At 69.3% G+C, this 17,640-nt stretch carries 17 protein-coding genes; 11 read left to right on the forward strand and 6 right to left on the reverse strand.

Translation table 11 applies throughout. From position 1 onward, the window contains the following. Window positions 1–33 precede the first annotated feature (33 nt). Genes ACFYO2_RS36930 through ACFYO2_RS36940 form a run of 3 tightly spaced genes read left to right on the forward strand, consistent with a single transcriptional unit; the run spans window position 34 to window position 3,184 of the window. Entirely contained in the window at window positions 34–1,437 is a 1,404-nt protein-coding gene (locus tag ACFYO2_RS36930) for a glutamine synthetase family protein (RefSeq protein WP_388358283.1), read from the forward strand. Window position 1,438: 1 nt separating this feature from the next. Further along, entirely contained in the window at window positions 1,439–2,614 is a 1,176-nt protein-coding gene (locus ACFYO2_RS36935) for an amidohydrolase family protein (RefSeq protein WP_388358285.1), read from the forward strand. A gap of 33 nt (window positions 2,615–2,647) precedes the next feature. Continuing rightward, the gene (locus ACFYO2_RS36940) at window positions 2,648–3,184 is read left to right on the forward strand and encodes an NUDIX hydrolase family protein (RefSeq protein WP_388358287.1); all 537 of its coding nucleotides are present in this window, start codon (window positions 2,648–2,650) and stop codon (window positions 3,182–3,184) included. 53 nt (window positions 3,185–3,237) lie between these two features. On the opposite strand, the gene ACFYO2_RS36945 is transcribed toward ACFYO2_RS36940, so the two are convergent. Further along, window positions 3,238–3,570 (reverse strand): DUF2218 domain-containing protein, encoded by a 333-nt coding sequence (locus ACFYO2_RS36945; protein ID WP_388358290.1) that lies wholly within the window; start codon window positions 3,568–3,570, stop codon window positions 3,238–3,240. Window positions 3,571–3,680: 110 nt separating this feature from the next. Beyond that, on the reverse strand, window positions 3,681–5,510 hold the full coding sequence (locus ACFYO2_RS36950; RefSeq protein WP_388358293.1) for an ABC transporter ATP-binding protein: 1,830 nt from the start codon (window positions 5,508–5,510) through the stop codon (window positions 3,681–3,683). Window positions 5,511–6,115: 605 nt separating this feature from the next. On the opposite strand from ACFYO2_RS36950, the gene ACFYO2_RS36955 reads away from it, so the two are divergent. Together ACFYO2_RS36955 and ACFYO2_RS36960 are read left to right on the forward strand one after the other, a co-directional pair. Continuing rightward, entirely contained in the window at window positions 6,116–6,658 is a 543-nt protein-coding gene (locus ACFYO2_RS36955; RefSeq protein WP_388358296.1) for an SMI1/KNR4 family protein, read from the forward strand. Between the two features lie 1,035 nt (window positions 6,659–7,693). Then, window positions 7,694–8,113, forward strand: a complete 420-nt coding sequence (locus ACFYO2_RS36960; protein ID WP_388358299.1) for a hypothetical protein — start codon at window positions 7,694–7,696, stop codon at window positions 8,111–8,113. Window positions 8,114–8,939: 826 nt separating this feature from the next. Here ACFYO2_RS36960 and ACFYO2_RS36965 read toward each other — a convergent pair. From ACFYO2_RS36965 to ACFYO2_RS36980, 4 genes are all read right to left on the reverse strand, one after another. Then, a complete protein-coding gene (locus ACFYO2_RS36965; RefSeq protein ID WP_388358301.1) occupies window positions 8,940–9,509 on the reverse strand; it encodes a TetR/AcrR family transcriptional regulator in 570 nt (189 codons plus the stop codon). A gap of 355 nt (window positions 9,510–9,864) precedes the next feature. Further along, entirely contained in the window at window positions 9,865–11,364 is a 1,500-nt protein-coding gene (locus ACFYO2_RS36970; protein ID WP_388358304.1) for an MFS transporter, read from the reverse strand. Between the two features lie 314 nt (window positions 11,365–11,678). Beyond that, window positions 11,679–11,804: a hypothetical protein gene (locus ACFYO2_RS36975; RefSeq protein WP_388358307.1), complete on the reverse strand. Its 126-nt coding sequence runs from the start codon at window positions 11,802–11,804 to the stop codon at window positions 11,679–11,681. A gap of 147 nt (window positions 11,805–11,951) precedes the next feature. Then, the gene (locus tag ACFYO2_RS36980; RefSeq protein ID WP_388358310.1) at window positions 11,952–12,644 is read right to left on the reverse strand and encodes a MerR family transcriptional regulator; all 693 of its coding nucleotides are present in this window, start codon (window positions 12,642–12,644) and stop codon (window positions 11,952–11,954) included. 174 nt (window positions 12,645–12,818) lie between these two features. Here ACFYO2_RS36980 and ACFYO2_RS36985 point away from each other — a divergent pair, with 174 nt between their 5' ends. From ACFYO2_RS36985 to ACFYO2_RS37010, 6 genes are all read left to right on the forward strand, one after another. Beyond that, window positions 12,819–13,433, forward strand: coding sequence for a DUF6230 family protein (locus ACFYO2_RS36985; RefSeq protein WP_388358312.1), 615 nt, complete (start codon window positions 12,819–12,821; stop codon window positions 13,431–13,433). Window positions 13,434–13,482: 49 nt separating this feature from the next. Then, entirely contained in the window at window positions 13,483–13,941 is a 459-nt protein-coding gene (locus ACFYO2_RS36990) for a DUF6114 domain-containing protein (protein WP_388358314.1), read from the forward strand. Then, on the forward strand, window positions 13,934–15,124 hold the full coding sequence (locus ACFYO2_RS36995) for a hypothetical protein (protein ID WP_388358317.1): 1,191 nt from the start codon (window positions 13,934–13,936) through the stop codon (window positions 15,122–15,124). The genes ACFYO2_RS36990 and ACFYO2_RS36995 overlap by 8 nt, the downstream gene beginning before the upstream one ends. A 102-nt stretch (window positions 15,125–15,226) precedes the next feature. Then, window positions 15,227–15,928, forward strand: a complete 702-nt coding sequence (locus ACFYO2_RS37000) for an SDR family oxidoreductase (RefSeq protein WP_388358319.1) — start codon at window positions 15,227–15,229, stop codon at window positions 15,926–15,928. A 19-nt stretch (window positions 15,929–15,947) separates the two neighbouring features. Next, entirely contained in the window at window positions 15,948–16,823 is an 876-nt protein-coding gene (locus ACFYO2_RS37005) for an alpha/beta fold hydrolase (protein ID WP_388358322.1), read from the forward strand. 431 nt (window positions 16,824–17,254) lie between these two features. Next, complete coding sequence (locus ACFYO2_RS37010; RefSeq protein ID WP_388358325.1) at window positions 17,255–17,428, forward strand: alpha/beta fold hydrolase; 174 nt, start codon at window positions 17,255–17,257, stop codon at window positions 17,426–17,428. The last annotated feature ends 212 nt before the right edge of the window (window positions 17,429–17,640 follow it).

The raw sequence follows: 17,640 nt of genomic DNA on the forward strand, positions 1-17,640 counted from the left end.
CGCCGATCCGGCCGAGCTCGTCGTGGAGGACGTATGACCACCCTTGCCGACCCCGTCCCCGGCGGACGTCCCGGAGAGCCCGAACGGGCCGCCGCGCTCGCCGACGAACTGGCCGGGCGGGGCGTGCACGGCATCGTCCTCTCCTACGTCGACACCGCGGGCGTCACCCGGGTCAAGACCGTCCCGACGGCGCGGCTGACGGCGGCGGTGACCTGGGGCGTCGGCATGTCGCCGGTGTTCGACACCTTCCTCGCCGACGACTCGATCGTCGCCACGGACGTGCTCGGCTCGCCGGATGGCGATCTGCGGCTGTATCCCGACCTGGACCACCTGGTGGCGCTGGTCGGGCAGCCCGGCTGGGCGTGGGCGCCGGTCGACCGGATCACGCAGGAGGGCGAGCCGCATCCGGCGTGCGGCCGCGGCGTGTTGCGCCGGATCGTCCGGGACGCCGCCGAGCGGCACGGCATCACCTTCAAAGCGGGCATCGAGGTGGAGTGGGCCGTCGGTCAAGGGCCCTCTGCAGACGGGGACTTCGTGCCCGCGACGACGGGACCGGCGTACAGCGCCACCCGGCAGGTGGAGCTCGGCGACTACACCGCCGACCTGCTGGCGGCGTTCGCGGCGCAGGGCGTGGAGGTCGAGCAGCTCCATCCCGAGTACGCGGCCGGGCAGTTCGAGGTCTCGGTGGGCGCGCTCGACCCGGTGGCGGCGGCCGACCGCAGCGTGCTGGTCCGGCAGACGATCCGGGCGGTGGCGGGGCGCCACGGCCTCGTCGTCTCCTTCGCCCCGGCGGTCTTCGCCGAAGGCGTCGGCAACGGCGGCCACATCCACCTCTCCGCCTGGCGCGGCGGCGTGAACCTGCACTCCGGGGGCGGCGGCCGATACGGCATGACGGCCGACGCCGAGTCGTTCGCAGCCGGCGTGCTCGCCCACCTCCCCGCCCTCACTGCGGTGACCGCGCCCAGCCCGGCCAGCTATCTGCGGCTCAAACCGTCCCAGTGGGCCGGGGTGTTCACCGCCTGGGGCAGGGAGACCCGCGAAGCGGCGGTACGAATCATCACCGGGACCGCGGGCGTCCGCGACCGGGCCGCCAACCTGGAGGTCAAGCCGGTCGACCTGGCCGCCAACCCCTACCTCGCGCTCACCTGCCTGATCGCCGCCGGTCTGGACGGCCTGACCTCGTCCGCGCCGCTGCCCGAGGAGATCACCGGGGATCCGGCCCGACTGGATGCCGAGCAGGCGGCGGCCCGGGGCGTACGACGGCTGCCGACCTCCCTGTCCGAGGCCGTCGAGGCGTTCCGCGCCGACGAGGTGCCGCGGACCGCGCTGGGACCCGTCCTCGCCGACGCCGTGATCGCCGTACGCCTGGGGGAGATCGCGGCCGTCGCCGGGCTGGACGACGCGGGCGTGGCGGCGGCGTACCGCTGGACGTACTGACATGGGCGCGGGTCCCGTGCACGAAGCACTCGCCGCCCTGCGACTGGTGGACCACCACTGCCACGGGGTCGTCACCGCCGACCTCGACCGGGCGGGCTTCGAGTCGCTGCTCACCGAGGGCGAGGCGTGGCCGGGGATCTCACCGTTCGACAGTCCGGCCGGCGTGGCCGTCCGCCGCCACTGTGCTCCCGTCCTGGACCTGCCGCGCCACGCGCCCGCCGAGGAGTACCTGGCCCGGCGGGCAGAGCTGGGCGGGCGCGAGGTGAACCGCCGGTTCCTCGCCGCCGCGGGCACCGAGGTGTTCTGCGTCGACACCGGGTTCACCCCGGACCGGCTCACCGCGCCGCGGGAGCTGGCCGAGGCCGCGGGCGGGACGGCGTACGAGGTGGTACGTCTGGAGGCCGTCGCCGAGGCGGTGGCGGCCGGCGGGGTAGAGCCCGACGCGTATGCCGAAACCTTCCGCGCGGCCGCGCTGGAGGCCGTACGGCGGCCCGGTGTGGTGGCGGTGAAGTCCGTCGCCGCCTACCGCACCGGCTTCGACCTGGACCCGGCGAGGCCCTCGGACGCGGATGTCACCGAGGCGGCCGGGTGCTGGCTCGCCGACGGCGGCGGCCGACTGGCCGATCCGGTCCTCGTACGGCAGCTGCTGTGGACCGCCGTGGATCTGGGGCTGCCCCTCCAGCTGCACACCGGCTTCGGCGACGCGGACATCCGTCTGCACCGGGTGGACCCCACCCACCTGACCGACTGGCTGCACCTGACCGCCGACACGATCCCCGTGCTCCTGCTGCACTGCTGGCCCTACCAGCGCCAGGCGGCCTACCTGGCGGCCGTGTTCAAACAGGTGTACCTCGATGTGGGGCTCACCCTGCACCACGTCGGTCCCGCCCGGGCGGGGGCGGTCCTGGCGGAGGCGACGGAGATCACGCCGTTCCGCAAACTGCTGTACAGCTCCGACGCGTACGGTGTGGCCGAGTTCTACCATCTCGGCGCGCTGGCCTTCCGGCAGGGCCTGGCCGGCCTGCTCCAGGAGCGGGTGGACGCCGACGAGCTGAGTCTGCCGGACGCGCTGCGGATCGCGGCGTGGGCGGGCGGCGACAACGCCCGCCGCCTCTACGGACTCCCCCCGACCGACACCGATACCCACCCGCCCAGCACCGACCGCCCCTGCGACTGAGCGTTCGCGATTCCCGGAAAGTATGATCAAGCAATGTCTGACATGACCGATACCACGCCCGGCTGGCTCACTTCCGACGAGCTCGAGATGGCGCGCGCCCGGATGCCGATCCTGTACGTCGAGGCCGTGCCCGTGCGCGTCGACGACAGCGGCGAAGTCACCAGCGTCGGCCTGCTGCTGCGCATCGGCTCCGACGGCACGGTCAGCCGGACTCTGGTCTCCGGCCGCGTCCTGCACCACGAGCGGGTCCGCGACGCCCTGCTGCGCAACCTGGAGAAGGACCTCGGCCCGATGGCGCTGCCCCGGATCCCGTCCTCCCTGCAGCCCTTCACCGTCGCCGAGTACTTCCCCACCCAGGGCGTCACGCCGTACCACGACCCCCGTCAGCATGCGGTGTCCCTCGCCTACGTCGTCCCGGTCAGCGGCGACTGCCGCCCCCGCCAGGACGCCCTCGACCTGGTCTGGTTCAGCCCGCAGGACGCCCTGTCGCCCGCGATGCAGAGCGAGATGCCGGGCGGGCACGGGGTGCTGCTGAAGCAGGCACTGGCGCACGTGGGCTGCTCGGTCTGAGCGGTCCGACGGCCGTGTCGGTCACTGTCGCCGGTGCGGGCCGACGCGCAAGGTCACTCCGGGTCTTCGGCCTTGCGCTGGGTCGTGCCGGGCTCGCCCGTGTCGCGTCGCCACTCGACGACCAGCTCGTCCTTGGTGCCGAAGCGGACCAGGTGACGGCCGACGACGTCTTCGAGGAGGTCGAGGTGTTCGGTCTCCGACTCCACGGAGAGCAGCAGGGCGCCGTCGACGGCGGTGAGCGCGCCGGTGCCGTTCTGGAAGAGGAGTCGGCCCTCGCCGGTCTCCTCGTCCCAGCTGGTCTCACTGCGGCGGCCGAGGTGGGAGGCGAGTTGCTTGGCGTAGCGCTGCGGCCGGTCGGTGACGACGCGGGCTTCGGAACGGGGCATGGCGTACTCCAGGGGTGTCGCGGTGTGCGGCGAACGTCTCGAGGGTACGGAGTGGCGAGTCGAACCCGTACCTGCCCGGCGGGCCCAGGGCCACACCTTACGGCTCGTGTTCAGTGCAGGTCGGCCCGCGCGGGGCTGTCGTCGGCGGAGCTGTCGTCGAGGAAGCCGCCCGACTGGTGCTGCCACAGCTTCGCGTAGGCGCCGTCCGACGCGAGCAGCTCCTGGTGCGTGCCCTGCTCCACGATCCGTCCGCGGTCGAGGACGACGAGCCGGTCCATGGTGGCGACCGTGCTCAGCCGGTGCGCCACCACGAGCGCCGTCCGCCTCTCCATGAGCCGCCACAACGCCTCCTGAACGAGGATCTCGCTCTCGGAGTCCAGGGCGCTGGTCGCCTCGTCGAGGAGCAGGATCGGCGCGTCGCGCAGGATCGCCCTGGCGAGAGCGACCCGCTGCCGCTGGCCGCCGGACAGCTTGACACCACGCTCGCCCACCATGGTGTCGAAGCCGTCCGGCAGCGCGTCGGCGAACTCGGTGACGTGCGCCGCCTCGGCCGCGCGGCGGATCTCGGCCTCGGTGGCGTCCGGCCGGGCGAACGCGATGTTGTCCCGCAGCGTGCGGTGGAACATCGCCGGATCCTGCGGCACGTACGCGATCAGACTGCGCAGGTCGGCCTGGCGCAACCGGCTGATGTCCTGACCCCCGATCAGGATCCGGCCGGCGTCGATGTCCGTCATCCGCAGCAGCAGTCGGCTGAGCGTGGTCTTGCCGCCGCCGGACCGGCCGACGAGCCCGATCTTCGCCCCGCCGGGCACGGCCAGGTCGAGGCCCTCGAAGAGCAGGTCGGCGCCCGCGTGGGCGAAGGTCACCCGCTCGAAGCGGACGTCGGCGGCGCCGGGCAGCAGCGGCTCCGGCAACTCCGGGTCGAGCACGGTCGGCGGCGTCAGCAGCAGCTCGGTGAACTGCGCGGCCTCCGTCATCGAGCTCTCCAGGCGGCGGTAGATCTGGTTGAACTCGAACATGATCTGCGTCGCGTTGTTGTAGTACGTGAAGGCGACCACGATCGCCTCCACGCCGAGCCTGCCCCCTCCGAGCGCGACCGCGAGCAGCAGGCCCAGCGCGTTGGTGAGTACGGACATCGGCGCCACCAGCGTGTCGATGCGCAGGTTGCCGTAGTCCCACGACCTCAGCGTGAGCCGCCGTGACTCCGCGACGCGGGACCGGTGCTCGGCGGCCTCGCGTTCCTCGGCCGCGAACGCCCGGACTGTGTCCATGTTCATCAGGCTGTCGGCGACGTGCCCCGACACCCGGGCGATCGCCTCCTCGCGCTGATCGACGAGCGCCTGGCGGCGACGGATGAGGGGGGCCACGCACAGCGCCGTCAGCGCGATCATCACCAGGAGCCCGACGACGAGCAGCGGTTCGTAGCGCCACAGCACCACCGAGCCGAACAGCAGCGGCGCGAGGCTGGCCACGACCTGGAACGTCAGCGTGTCGACGGCCTCCTCGAAGCGGGAGGCGAAGCTCAGGACCCGCTTGGTCAGCGCTCCGGCGAAGTTGTCGTGGAAGAACGCGGCGTCCTTGGCGAACAGCTCGTCCATGCCGATCACGTAGAGGTGCTCGACGCCGAAGGCGGCAAGGCGGTTCAGGAAGTGCAGGCCGACGCGCCACAGCGTCTCCGCGAACAGCAGGACGCCGGCGAAAACGAGGACGTAGGGCAGCGCCGAGCCGAGGGTGATACCGGAGTCGCCGGCGATATGGCCGACGAGTTTCGCCACGACGAGCGGCGCGATGTAGTTGATGCCGGTGGTGCCCAGCGCCGGCAGCAGCATCGCGGGCACCGTCAGCCACCGGAGCCGGGACAACTCCCGTCCGTAGTAACGAAGCGCGAGGAGCACCGAGCCCTTGCTCCGCGGAACCTCGCGCGATTCAGGCGATTCCATCCCCCACCCCGTGGTGTCGTGCGCCGGCCCATCACGCGCGGGGCGCGACGACGGAGCCCCCGCGCAGCTCGCGCCGACGTCGACGCCGACATGCGCGTACGGGGAGGCCAGGAATCGAAGTGTCCCGCGGCTGCACCCGGGGATTCCACGCGTTTTTCTCAGCCGGCAGCACGGCGCACGCGCTTGTCACCGATATCGACGGGCCCTGGCATGGGCAGTCATGTCGCCACAACGCGTCACACGCACGCGTTCAGCGGGTCTGCCTGTGTCGGCAGACCCCAGCCCGAGAGCCCAGTGCCGACTTCTTCGGGTGATCGGTCGTTCCTACTCGTGGGCCAACTTCCGGTGGTTCCCGTCGACCAGCTCGCGTGGCCGGCCCCGCTCGGCGAGCCGCTTCGGCTTCGCCGCATCGCCTCCGTGCGGGCCGGCTCGGGGGACATCCCCAGCTCGGTGCAGACCTGCTTGACCAGACCGGCCCATCAGTCCGCCCCACCACGTCCATGATCCGCTGGCAATCCGCAGCGGGGCTGCCTCATCCATACAGTGGTGTCCGTCGTCGCCGTGAATAATGTCGTGGTCCAGAACAGCACGGATTGGCAGACGACATGCTGAGGATCGAGGAGCTGGAGGCCGCGCTTCCGTCGATGACACGGTGGCGTGTGCGCGGGGGACACAACGTGGACTGGGCCGCCCTTGAGGCGGTCCTCGGGACGGCGCTGCCCTCGGACTTCCGCGCTCTGGCGGAGGCGTACCCGGCGCTGGTCATCGACGACTTCCTGAGCGTGTCCGTTCCCCGGCCCGGCACCGAGGCGTTGTGGGCGTCCGAGGCCAGAGAGGACGAGATCCTTCAGGATCTGTACGAGATGGGCGACACCGAGGACTACGTCCCCTACCCGCAGCCGGGAGGCCTGATCGAATGGGCGTCGTCCAATTCGGGAGACTCCTTCTACTGGAGGACGAGCCCCGCGGATCCGGACGCATGGCCTGTGGTCGTCCGCGGAGACAACGGCGACTGGATGGAGTTCCAGGTCGGTGCCGTCGAGTTCCTGGCCGGTGTGTACGGGCGCACCATCCACGTAGGGGGTATGCCCAGGGACTTCCCCAGCGACGACCCGAAGGTACTGGGCCTGAGCGACAGCATCGACTGATCGGCGACTGATCCGCAGGCACATGTGAACAGCGATCGCCCCCAGGGTTCCTGAGGGCGATCGTCTTTCAGTGGGTTCGGGGACTGGCGCGGTCGCCTGTGAGGGCTCCGTTTCCAGCCCCCGCCCGTCAAAGTGTGCATGCGCTTCTCGAGCACACGGCTTACCGACATCGTTCACCGGCCGGCATGCGCTGCCATCCTGCGTACGTTCCCGGACAGGCAGAACACCTCGAGATGGTTGACCCACGCGCCGTCGTGGCGCCGACCCCACCACCGGGTCAAGGTGCGCTTCACTTCAGTCAGGTGCGCTGATCCCCAACTGGTTCCCGAAAATGATCAAGGGTGCCTGCCGTAACCAATAGGTTCCGGACGGATCGAGCCATGCTCGATCCGTGTCTCGGTCCCGGCAGGTCGCGCACCCGTCGTTCGTGCTCGCCGGCGTCACGCACGACCAGCGTCCTCCTCGGCAGCAGCGTGGACTTCACGACGACTGCACTGCGCCCCCAGGGCGGGCACCCCCGGCTGCACGGCGGTGGGGCGACGAGGCCCACATCACCTCCAGCGGGGCCCGTCCACATGATCACTGCTTGCTGCCGAACGGGAAGGAAGCGCCGGCGCGCGGTGCACAGGGTCTTTCCTGGCGTGCAGGTCGTTCGTACAGTGGCGCGCTCCACCTGGACGCCAGGACCCGCGCCCGCTCCACATACGTGTGGGTCGACGGCACACGGGATGACAGCGGGGCAGGCTGTGGCTGGGGTGCGTGCCCCTCGCGTGCCCGATCCGTCGGGAAGCTGGGGGGAACCACGGGGACAGCAAGGCTCCGACCCAGGTCAGCGAAGATGCAGGCCCTCGGACCATGGCAGCTCCCGCCCAGAGTCTCTCCATGCCGACCTTCGCTGTCAGGCGCACGGACCGTAATCGCGGAAGCGCGCCCCGGCCCCATTGACACCAGGATTTGAACACGTTCAAGATGATGTTCGCCGCTTCCTTGAGGCGTCGCTCCCGGGCATGTGCGAGACACGAGAGGCAGGGCCGTATGGCTGCCAACCAGCATCAGCGGATACGACGTGCATTCATGGGCGCTGCGTTGGGATGTGCGGTGACATTCCTGTTGGCCTCCTGTTCCGTCTACCCAGTCGAGGTCAACACCGTTGATCAGCTGACGGGCGTGTGGTCGGACTGGACCGGGGCGACAGTTGAGTTCAAGGACGACGGCACGTTCACGGCCAAGGGCTTGGACAAGGCGGACGTCGTTGGCTGGGGGTGCTCCGGGTTCGCCGACCGGCAACATGGAACCTGGTCTCCCTCCGGAACGTATGGCACGGTCACCTTCGACGGCGTGGACTGCGAGGACATGAAATTGGCCTTCTACGGCTCCCCGGGTTCCTTCATCGCCTGCTTCACTCGGGACGTGACTGGGGGGTGCACGCACGAATTCAGCCGGGAGGAAGGCTGATCCGAGTGGTCCTGGCCGCGCACCGACTACGTGAGCGCCACGTCTCGGGACATGTGCGGGATGACTCGTCAGCCGAGTGAGTGTCCAACTGCGTGACAACGCCGACGAACAGCGGCGAACAACCGCGGACGCCTGCGGACCGTCGCAGCAGGTGAGAGAAATACCAGCACGGGGTAAAGCGCCCAACAAGGTTTGTTCGGGACGAAGCGGTCGCTGCGTTAGGGTGCGCCGCATGACCAACGACGCCCCGGTCTGCCCTGACTGCAGCCAGCCCATGGAGTCCGGTGGCTTTGTACTGTCCAGGCGGGAGGACGACGGCCGGCGGGTCTGCCGGTCGCTCTGGAGGTGTGCCGGTCGGCATGTCTGGTGGGGCTGGGCCGACCGGCCGGAGGAACCGTTGGACGCCTGCCCAGTGCCACAGCTGTTCCGCTGACATCCGATGCACCCGGGGTGCGCGGGCGTAGTCGACGCACGTTCGCATCCTCGTCTGTCGAATGTCGAGGTCGCCGAACGTCCGAACTCCCCGCCCGGAAAGGGCCAGGTCAGGCCCGCCCATCCGATGGTCCGCTCAAGCGCCTTCCAAGCGCCCTCTCCATCGCAACAGCTCATCGCGTACGGCGCGGTTGAACCCGAACGACCGCGCCACACCCCCGCCCGTCTTTTTGCATGACGGTCTAACTGCCCCCGACGTCCGGCTCGCGGGGTGGCTCTGGTCCTTGAGCTCGATCTGCGCGGCAAGGAAGGGGCAGCCGTGCCCGGGCCGCCGGAGGCCGGCAGCGACTCGTGGAGCGCATCGCCCACCGAGACTGCTCGCCAACGTGATGCGTCAGCGCATGCCCGCCGCATCGAGCAGGGTGGTCACCGTGGGAGCGACCAGTCCTGTCGGCATGTCGGCTTTGATTCCCGCGCGGGCGCTGGCGCCGTCGAAGACCAGGATCAACTGTCGGGCCAGCAGATCCGGGTCGCTCGCGCCTCCCCGTTCGGCCTCGGCACGGAAGAAACCTGTCAGGTTCTCCTTGACCTGGTGGGCCACCCGGCTCGCAGGGTGGTTCTGGTCCTTGAGCTCGATCTGCACAACCAGGTACCGACAGCCCTGGAAGTCGGGCGCAGCCGCCTGTGATGCCAACTGGTCGAAGACGTGCAGGATGCGCTGGCGGGGTGAACGGTTGTCGTCCGCCGGAGGCAGGAGCGTCGCCACGTAGGCGGAGGCGCGTTCCTCCAGGCTTGCCGCCAGCAGTTCGTCCTTGCTCTCGAAAAGCTGGTACATGGAACGCTTCGACACCCCAGCCGCCTTGCACAGCGCGTCGACGCCGATGCCGACCCCGTCTCGGTAGGTGAGCATGGCCGCTGCCTCCAGCAGCCGCTCTCGGGGACTTGACTTCGCCTCGGTGGCCATATTGTGAGGTTAACTCGAATCCCGCCAACTGAATACCGATCGGTTTACGGCGCTTGTCGGGGAGTGATCTTCGACGCCGCCCATGCTCGTGGTCCATCCCCGTGAGGCCGACCGTGGCCGCCATGACCAGCACACCCGCGAGCCTCGGAAATTCAGACCACACTGCGGGTGCCCGGTACCAGCGATGATCAGTTTACTGAGGACGGATCGCGCCCGTAGAAGTACGCACGATCCCGGAGAAGCCCTGTCTTCCTTCGCTGACTTGCGCCTCGAGAACACCAGTCAACGCAGGTAGCAGGGCATTTCTCACTGTCCGCTCGTTGTGATCCACCGCGCATCCGCGGTGGGTTCAGACTCAGTGGGCGATCACCGGCTCGCCCTCCGACGGCGCCAGAGCCGCGTTCGGTATCAGGAACGCCGCGAGCACAGCACCGACCACGAAGAACCCGGCACCCCACGCCAAGGTGGCCGTGTAGCCCTCGACTCCGGCCTGCGCCACGGTCAGCGCCCCGGGCTTGTGCGAGGACAGGTAGTCGGTCGCGGCCGATGAGGCAACGGTGGTCAGCAGCGCCGTGCTGACCGATCCACCCACCTGCTGGCCGGTGTTGATCAGCGCCGAGGCGACGCCCGAATCCTCGTGATGAATGCCGGCCGTCGCGCCCTGGAACGCGATGGTCATCACTCCACCGAGGCCGAGCCCCAGCAGGATCATGCCGGGCATGATGTGGGCGACGTAGGTGCTGTCCAGCCTGAGCTGAGTCAGCAGGGCCATACCGGATGCGGCGACCAGGAAGCTGGCGCTGATCACGATCTTCGGGCCGACCCTGGGCAGCAGCAGCGAAGGCGCCGTGGTCGCCGCAGTGACGATTCCCCCGACCATCGGCAGGAACGCCAGACCGGCCTTGATCGGCGAGTAACCGATGCTGGCCTCAAGGTAGTAGGTCAGGAACAGGAAGATCGAAAACATTCCCATGCCTATGACGAACACGGCCAGGAACGAACCACCTCGGGTCCGGTCCAGCACGACTCGCAGCGGCAGCAGCGGATGCGCGACCCTGAGCTCCAGCCATGCGAACACCGCGAGCAGCACCGCGCCGGCGATCATGGAGCCGAGGGTGACCGGGTTGGTCCAACTGGTGGATTCGACGTGCGCGAACCCGTAGACGATGGCGAACAGCGCAGCGCTCACCACGATCGTGCCCGGAATATCGAGTTTGGGCCGCTCGGTGACCGCCTGCCTGGCCAACAGCAGCACCGCACCGACCAGCGCGAAGGCCGCGAAGACGACGTTCACGTACATCACCCAGCGCCACGACATCCATTCCGTGAGCATGCCGCCGAGCAGCAGCCCGACCGCGCCGCCCGCACCGGACAACGCACTGAAGATGCCGAACGCCTTCGCCCTCTCGGCCGGTTCGGTGAACGTCACGCTGACCAGTGAGAGTGCTGCGGGCGCGAGCAGCGCGGCGGAGAGACCTTGGGCCACGCGTGCCGCGACGAGGATGTCGAAACTGCCCGCTGCGCCACCGACGACGGATGCGCCCGCGAAACCGATCAGGCCGAGCAGGAAGGTGTTGCGCCGGCCGAACAGGTCACCGAGCCGGCCACCGAGCAGCAGCAGGCTGCCGAACGCCAGGGCGTAGCCCGTGATGACCCACTGCCGGCTGCCGTCACTGAAACCGAGGTCATGTTGCGCCGCGGGCAGCGCGATGTTCACGACGGTCGCATCGAGCGTGACCATGAGCTGCGCCGTGCCCAGCACGACAAGCACCCACCAGCGCACGGCATGCGAGCCGCGCCGGCCCGAGTCTGTTTTCCCGGAGGCGGGCGCCCCACGGTCGAAGGTGGCAGTCATCTTTTCCCTTTATCGCTGGTCATAGGCAGAACACCGGCCGGAAACCGATCTGTTTCCCCCTAGGAAAACAGATCGGTTTCCACGGCGCAAGTGAACGGGTTGGCCTCTGGCCTGTGAGTGACCCGACAACGCCGACGCCCGCGCCGACCGCCGGTGCTGCCTCAACGCGCGACCGGGTGCTCGACGTCGCCGCGCAGCTGTTCTGCCAACAGGACATCCATATCGGCGTCGACACGTCGTGCCGCGCCGCCGGGGCGTCAACGCGTTGGGCATACCAGCTGTTCGGCAGCGACGATCAACTGATGGCCGCCGGTCTACCGGAACGTACGGCGTTCGACTCTGAGGCCCTTCTGCTGCCAGCCGATGACGACGGACCGCCGCGAGCACGGATTCTGCATGATGCCGACCATGCTCTTCGCGCTGATCTTCGGACTCTCCATGGACTACGAGGCAATCCTGGTGTCCTGGATGCAGGAGCAGTACGACCAAGCCGGTCCCCGTCGCCGCCGGGCTGACTGCCGCGAGCCGGGTGCCGGTGGGCGCACGGGCACCCCGCCGGGGACTCACGCCGCCAGCCGCTCCGGGACTCACTCCCCGGGCTGCTCCCCCCGCCCGCAGGCACGGCGATCATGCCGACGATGGTTCGCGTCCTCCTGGGCCAGGCGCCGCAGCAGCCTGACGACCGGCTCGAACAGCACCGTGAGGACCACCGCCCGCTCGGCGAGGGCGATGCGGTCCTCGATCCCTTCGAACTGCGCGAAGTCCAGGTCCGCGGTGGCGGTGGCGAGCCGTGCGTAGGGGATGAGGTCGTCGGCCGTGTAGTCCGTACCGAGGCGGCTCAGCGCCGCGAGACTCTGGGCGAGTGCAGGGCGGTGCGGTGAGGCGTCGGAGATCTGCCAGCCCATGTTCTCGATGAGAGCCTCGACCCTCACGGCGGCTCCGCAGGACGCCTCTTCGCCGACGGCGCCCTCCAGTTGCTCGTCCTTCTTCTCGTTCGTCTCCGCGGAAGGAACGGGCAGGGCGTGGTGAACGACGCCCAGGGTCTCGAACGCGTCCAGCGGACAGTCGACGGCTTCGAGCACCTCACGGGTGCGGGCGACGGACAGCCCGCCGAGCTGGATGAGGGAACGGATCAGACGGAGCCGCTGGATGTGCTCCTCGTCGTACTCGACCGTGGTCGGGTTCAGCGCACGCCCCTCGGGGAGCAGCCCCTCCCGCCGGTAGTACTTGATGGTCGCCACCGGCACCCCGGACCGCTGGCTGAGCTCTGAAATCCTCATGCACTCCCTCACGCTCGACTGTCCCTCCAGTATCGCGTTACCGAGGGTTGCCCCACCGAGCCCGATAGTGCCACTATCGGGCACTCGATAGTGGAGCTATCGAGTTCAGCCCCGGTGTGCCCTCTTCCGCACCCGGCCTCTCCCCTCGTACGCCTCGACAACGGAGGACCACGCATGTCCCAGCGAATCGGCAAAACCCACTGGAAGCGTTTCGCCGTGGGTGCGGTGCCGACGGTGGCCGCCACGGCGGCGGTCGCCGTCTCGATGGCTCAGGGCGCGCTGGCCGCTTCGTTCAGCATCTCCGGTTCCGACTTCAAGGTCTCGGCCGGCTCCCTGAGCGGCAGCGGATTCGCCAACTACGCCACGGTGGACGTCGCCAAGAACGGCAAGCACATACCCGTCACCGTCTCGGCCCTCGAGAACGCGAAGATCACCGACATGTGCCAGTCCGTGCCGGTGGACATTCCCGTGCTCGGGACCTACACGATGACGCTCAAGGCCGGTGGGTCGGGTACGGCGGTCAAGGCCAAGGACCTGTACATCGACATGACCGATCTCCAGGCCAAGTCCGGCACATTCAAGAACGTCGACATCGGCGTCGCCACCGGCTCCATCACGAAGGGCCAGGTCAACCCCAAGGATCACGTCGATCCCGACGGCTATGCCCAGCAGGCGGACTCGATCGAGATCATCGACGCCCACCAGAGGGTCTGGGCCACCTCTGCCGGGACGTTCGAACTGGCAGGCCTGCACATGAACATCGCGGCCGGCCGCCACGACTGCTTCTGACCCTCGCTCCCACCCCTCCCCCACCCGTTCACGATCTGGGAGCTTCCCCATGACGAGTGCCGGCGCACCCGCGCACCCCCACAGTGACAGCGGCTTCGCCAACGCCCGCCGGGCCTTCCGGGCCTGGCGGCGCACCCGCCCCTTCTGGGCGGGCCTCCTGGTGCTCCTGGCCGCCGCGCCGATCACCTACTTCCCGTACTTCAACCTCTCCCTGGGCGCCCTGTCCGTGGCGATGTCCACCACCGCGGGCGCTGGCTCCCTGGCCATCGGCCTGACACTGATCGTGCTCGGCGGACTCCTCTGGTTCCAGCCGATCATCAGGTTCTTCGCCGGATGCGTCGCCGTCTTCCTCGGCGTGCTGTCGCTTCCCATTTCGAACTTCGGCGGATTCTTCGTCGGCACCCTGTTCGCGGCCACGGGTGGACTCCTCGCTCTGGCATGGGGCCCGGTGGATGCGGACCTGCCCGGCGGCACCGTCGGCTCGGAGGGAGAGCCGGGGAATGTCTGAGCCGTCGTCCGACATCCGCGGCGAGGCCGTAGAAGCCCGCTTCGTGCGGCAGTCGAGGGGCCGACACGCGGTTCCCCGTACGTCCGCGCTGACCCGCCTGCGCCTGCCGCTCGGGAAGGCGCTCGCACTGACGGCGCTACCGACCGCTCTCGTCCTCGGAAGTCAGCGTCCGCCCGCCGTCGACACGAGTGCCACCGCGGCGCATTCCGTTCCCGAAGAGGCGGCCGACGACGGGGTCGACTGCGCCCGTTCCGACGACCCGTCGGCTCCTGCCGCAGCGCCGACGCCGTCCGCCGCTCGCAGCACGCCCAGTGCCCCTACGAGCGACGAGTCCGTCAAACCGTCGGAGCACATGACCGACGAGGAAACGAGCCTCACCCCGGCTCCGACCGCATCGCCAAGCGCGCACTCCGCCATTCCGAGCGCGACCTCCTCCTCCACCGGCCTTGCGGGCCTCCTCGGCCCCCTCTTCCACGGCTACACCGATCAGCAGAGTCCGGTACCCGACGCGAGTCCCTCGCCGACCTCGGCCGCTCCGGCGCCAACGGCCACGGAACCCTCGGACCTGCCACCGGCCAGTCCCCACGTATCCCCCTCCCCCGGCCAACGGACCACCGACCCATCACCCCACCCGCAGTCCACGGAGTCACCCCGGGGAACCGACCGCACCTGCGACATCAGCGATCTCGCGGCCCCCGAGGACAAGAGCGCAGGTCGATTCGCCGCCGAGTCGTGGAACATGAAGGGAAGCCGTCTCGAACTGCGCGATGTGGTCTTCGGCGGGGTGGTGACCGTGGACACGGCGGCCGGCCCCAAGCGGGTGCTCAAGTTCTCCGCGGCCGGTGTCACGATCCGCGACCTGAAGATGGCCGTGCCTGTCGGCCCGCAGATCCAGCACATCGACGGAGCGCCCGGCTCGACGTCCACGCTGCGAGGCGACCGCATCACCATGTACGTCGAGAGCCTGACGGGCACCCTCTCCAGCGCCGAAGGGATTCCCCTGCCTCCCGTCCTCCGCCTCCGTCTCACCCCCGACACCGTTCCGGAGTGGCTCTTCGACACGGTCGGGAAACTCGGCCTCAAGCTCCAACTCAGCCTGAACGACACCGACATCGACCAGGCCGGACAGACAGGTGGCGCGCTCACAATCCCGGGGATCCACGGATACGGAACGACACCCTGAAGCCGGCCCCACGCGACTGGTTCCCGCGATGAGCTTGCGCCAGGAAACCGATCAGTTTACTGTGATGGAAACCGATCGGTTTCTGATTCTTGTGAGGCAGTCATGACCGCTTTGAAGGGCGCAAACGTCTTCGTCACCGGCGGCAGCCGGGGCATCGGCAAGGCGCTGGTGGAAGAGCTGTACGTGCGCGGTGCCGCCAAGGTCTACGCCACGGCCCGCGACCCGCGCACGGTGACGCACCCCGACGCGGTCCCGGTGGCGCTGGAGGTCACCGACCCGGCGTCCGTGGCGGCGGCCGCCGCGCAGGCGGACGACGTCACCGTGCTGATCAACAACGCGGGTGCGTCGGTCGGCGCCTCCTTCCTCGGCTCCCCGGTCGACGACGTACGCCGGGAGTTCGAGACCAACTTCTACGGCCCGCTGCTTCTCGCCCGGGCCTTCGTGCCGGTCATCGAGCGCAACGGGGGCGGCCACATCCTCAACGTGCACTCCGTGCTCTCCTGGCTGGCCCTGGGCAACTCCTACAGCGCCTCCAAGGCCGCCCTGTGGTCGCAGACCAACTCCCTGCGCCTGGAACTCCAGCCGCGCGGCATCTCCGTCACCGGACTGCACGTCGGATACGTGGACACGGACCTGACCGCGGGCGTCGACGCACCCAAGTCCGACCCGCGTGACATCGCCACCCTCGCCCTCGACGGCATCGAAACCGGCGCCCACGAGGTCCTCGGCGACGACCTCACACGGCAGGTCAAGGCGGGCCTCGCCGGCGACCTGGCCGGCCTGTACCCACAGCTGGCCAAGTAGAACAGGGAGACACAGAGAGATGCCCAGTCAGGAATCACGTCCCACGATTCACATCGCGGGGACCACCAGTCACACCATCGCCCCGCGGGCGGGACACAGCCGCGAGGGAACGCTGCGCTACCTCAAGGCGGGCAGCGGTGCGCCCCTGATCCTGCTGCACACCGTGCGCACCCAGGCCGAGCACTTCCGGCTCCTCATCCCGTTGATCGCGGACCGGTACACCGTGTACGCCCTCGATCTGCCGGGGATGGGCTACTCCGAGATCGTGCCCGGCGCGTCGTACGACGAGTCGGCCATGCGCACGGGCGTTGAGCGGCTCCTCACCGAACTCGACCTCCACGACGTGACGTTGGTCGGGGAGTCCATGGGGGCGGTGCTCGCCCTGACCGCCGCGGCCGAACTCCCGGAGCGGGTACGGCGCGTCGTCGCGGTGAACACGTACGACTTCCGCGGTGGGATCGCCCGTTCCAGCCTCCTCGCCCGCGTGGTGGTCAGTGGTGTCCTCATGCCCGGGGTGGGCCCGGTGATCGCCGGGGTGGAGCCCAAGCCCGCGCTCAGCAAGATCCTTCAGGGCGGCCTGGGCGACAAGAGCGCACTGCGCGAGGACTACGTGGACGAGCTGCTCCAGGTGGGCCAGCGCCCCGGCTACCCGACCGTCGCCCGGGGCGTGTACCAGGCCCTGCCCAGTCTCATCGCGGCCCGCTCGCGCTACCCCGAGGTCAAGGCTCCCATCCACCTCGTCTACGGCGAGAAGGACTGGTCCCGGCCCTCGGACCGGCAGGCCAACAAGAAGCTGCTGCCGGCCGCCGACTTCACACAGGTGCCCAAGGCCGGCCACTTCATCGCCCTGGAACGGCCCGACGTGCTGGCCGACCTGCTGAACGCGGTGGCGTAAGCCTCCCGAGACCGCCGCGGTCACCCCGCGCTGGGACCGCAACCTCAACACGGGTGAACCCGAGGAGAGCGCGACCACCGCCCGAGTGGCCCGCCAGCAGGTCTTCCACTACTCCGCCCGGCCCTCCCGCATCGTCCTGCCGGTGGTCCCGGGCTGACAGGAAGCGGCAGAGGAGCCGGCCGAGCGGTTGCGCCGGTGAGCAAGGACGCCGACCGCGGCCGCGATGGCTTCGGCGAAGGGCGGCAGGCGTCCCGCCGCCCTTCGCCGATGGTCTCCCGGCAGGCGCCTGGCCGTCGGCGATCTCCGCGGTGAAGCCCGACCCGCAGCAACCCATGGAAACCACGGACAGTCTCCTTCGCCTTGTCCGCTCGGGAATCCATACGGGGGCGGAGTGGGAGCCCGGTCTGGCGAACGTCACCAGCCCTTCCCTCGTGTTCTGGGGCAGAGACGACCAGTACCAGCCGGTGGAGTACGCCGACGGTCTCGCAAAGAGCGTCAGGGCCACGAACCTTGTCCTGCTGGACAGCGGTCACTGGCCGCAACTCCAGCAGCCGCGGGAAGTCGCCGCCGCCCTGACACGGCACTGGGAAAGCGTCCGGGCTTAGAGCTCCGAACAAAAGTGGAGTCCGATCAGCTCGCGGCGTCTGGTGCGTGCGATCGCAAGGCGCCGAAAGCTCCTCGTAGCAGAGCTACTAGGGGCTTTCGGCAACGCGGCGAGCGTGCGTGCCAGACGCCGCGAGCCGGGCTCCACTTTTGTTCGGAGCTCTAAGCCTTTTGTTCAACCTCGCCGGGTCACCTGACCTGCTGATCCCGGCTT

Origin of the sequence: Streptomyces sp. NPDC006602 (assembly GCF_042870385.1) — a bacterium.
Classification (GTDB): Bacteria; Actinomycetota; Actinomycetes; order Streptomycetales; family Streptomycetaceae; genus Streptomyces.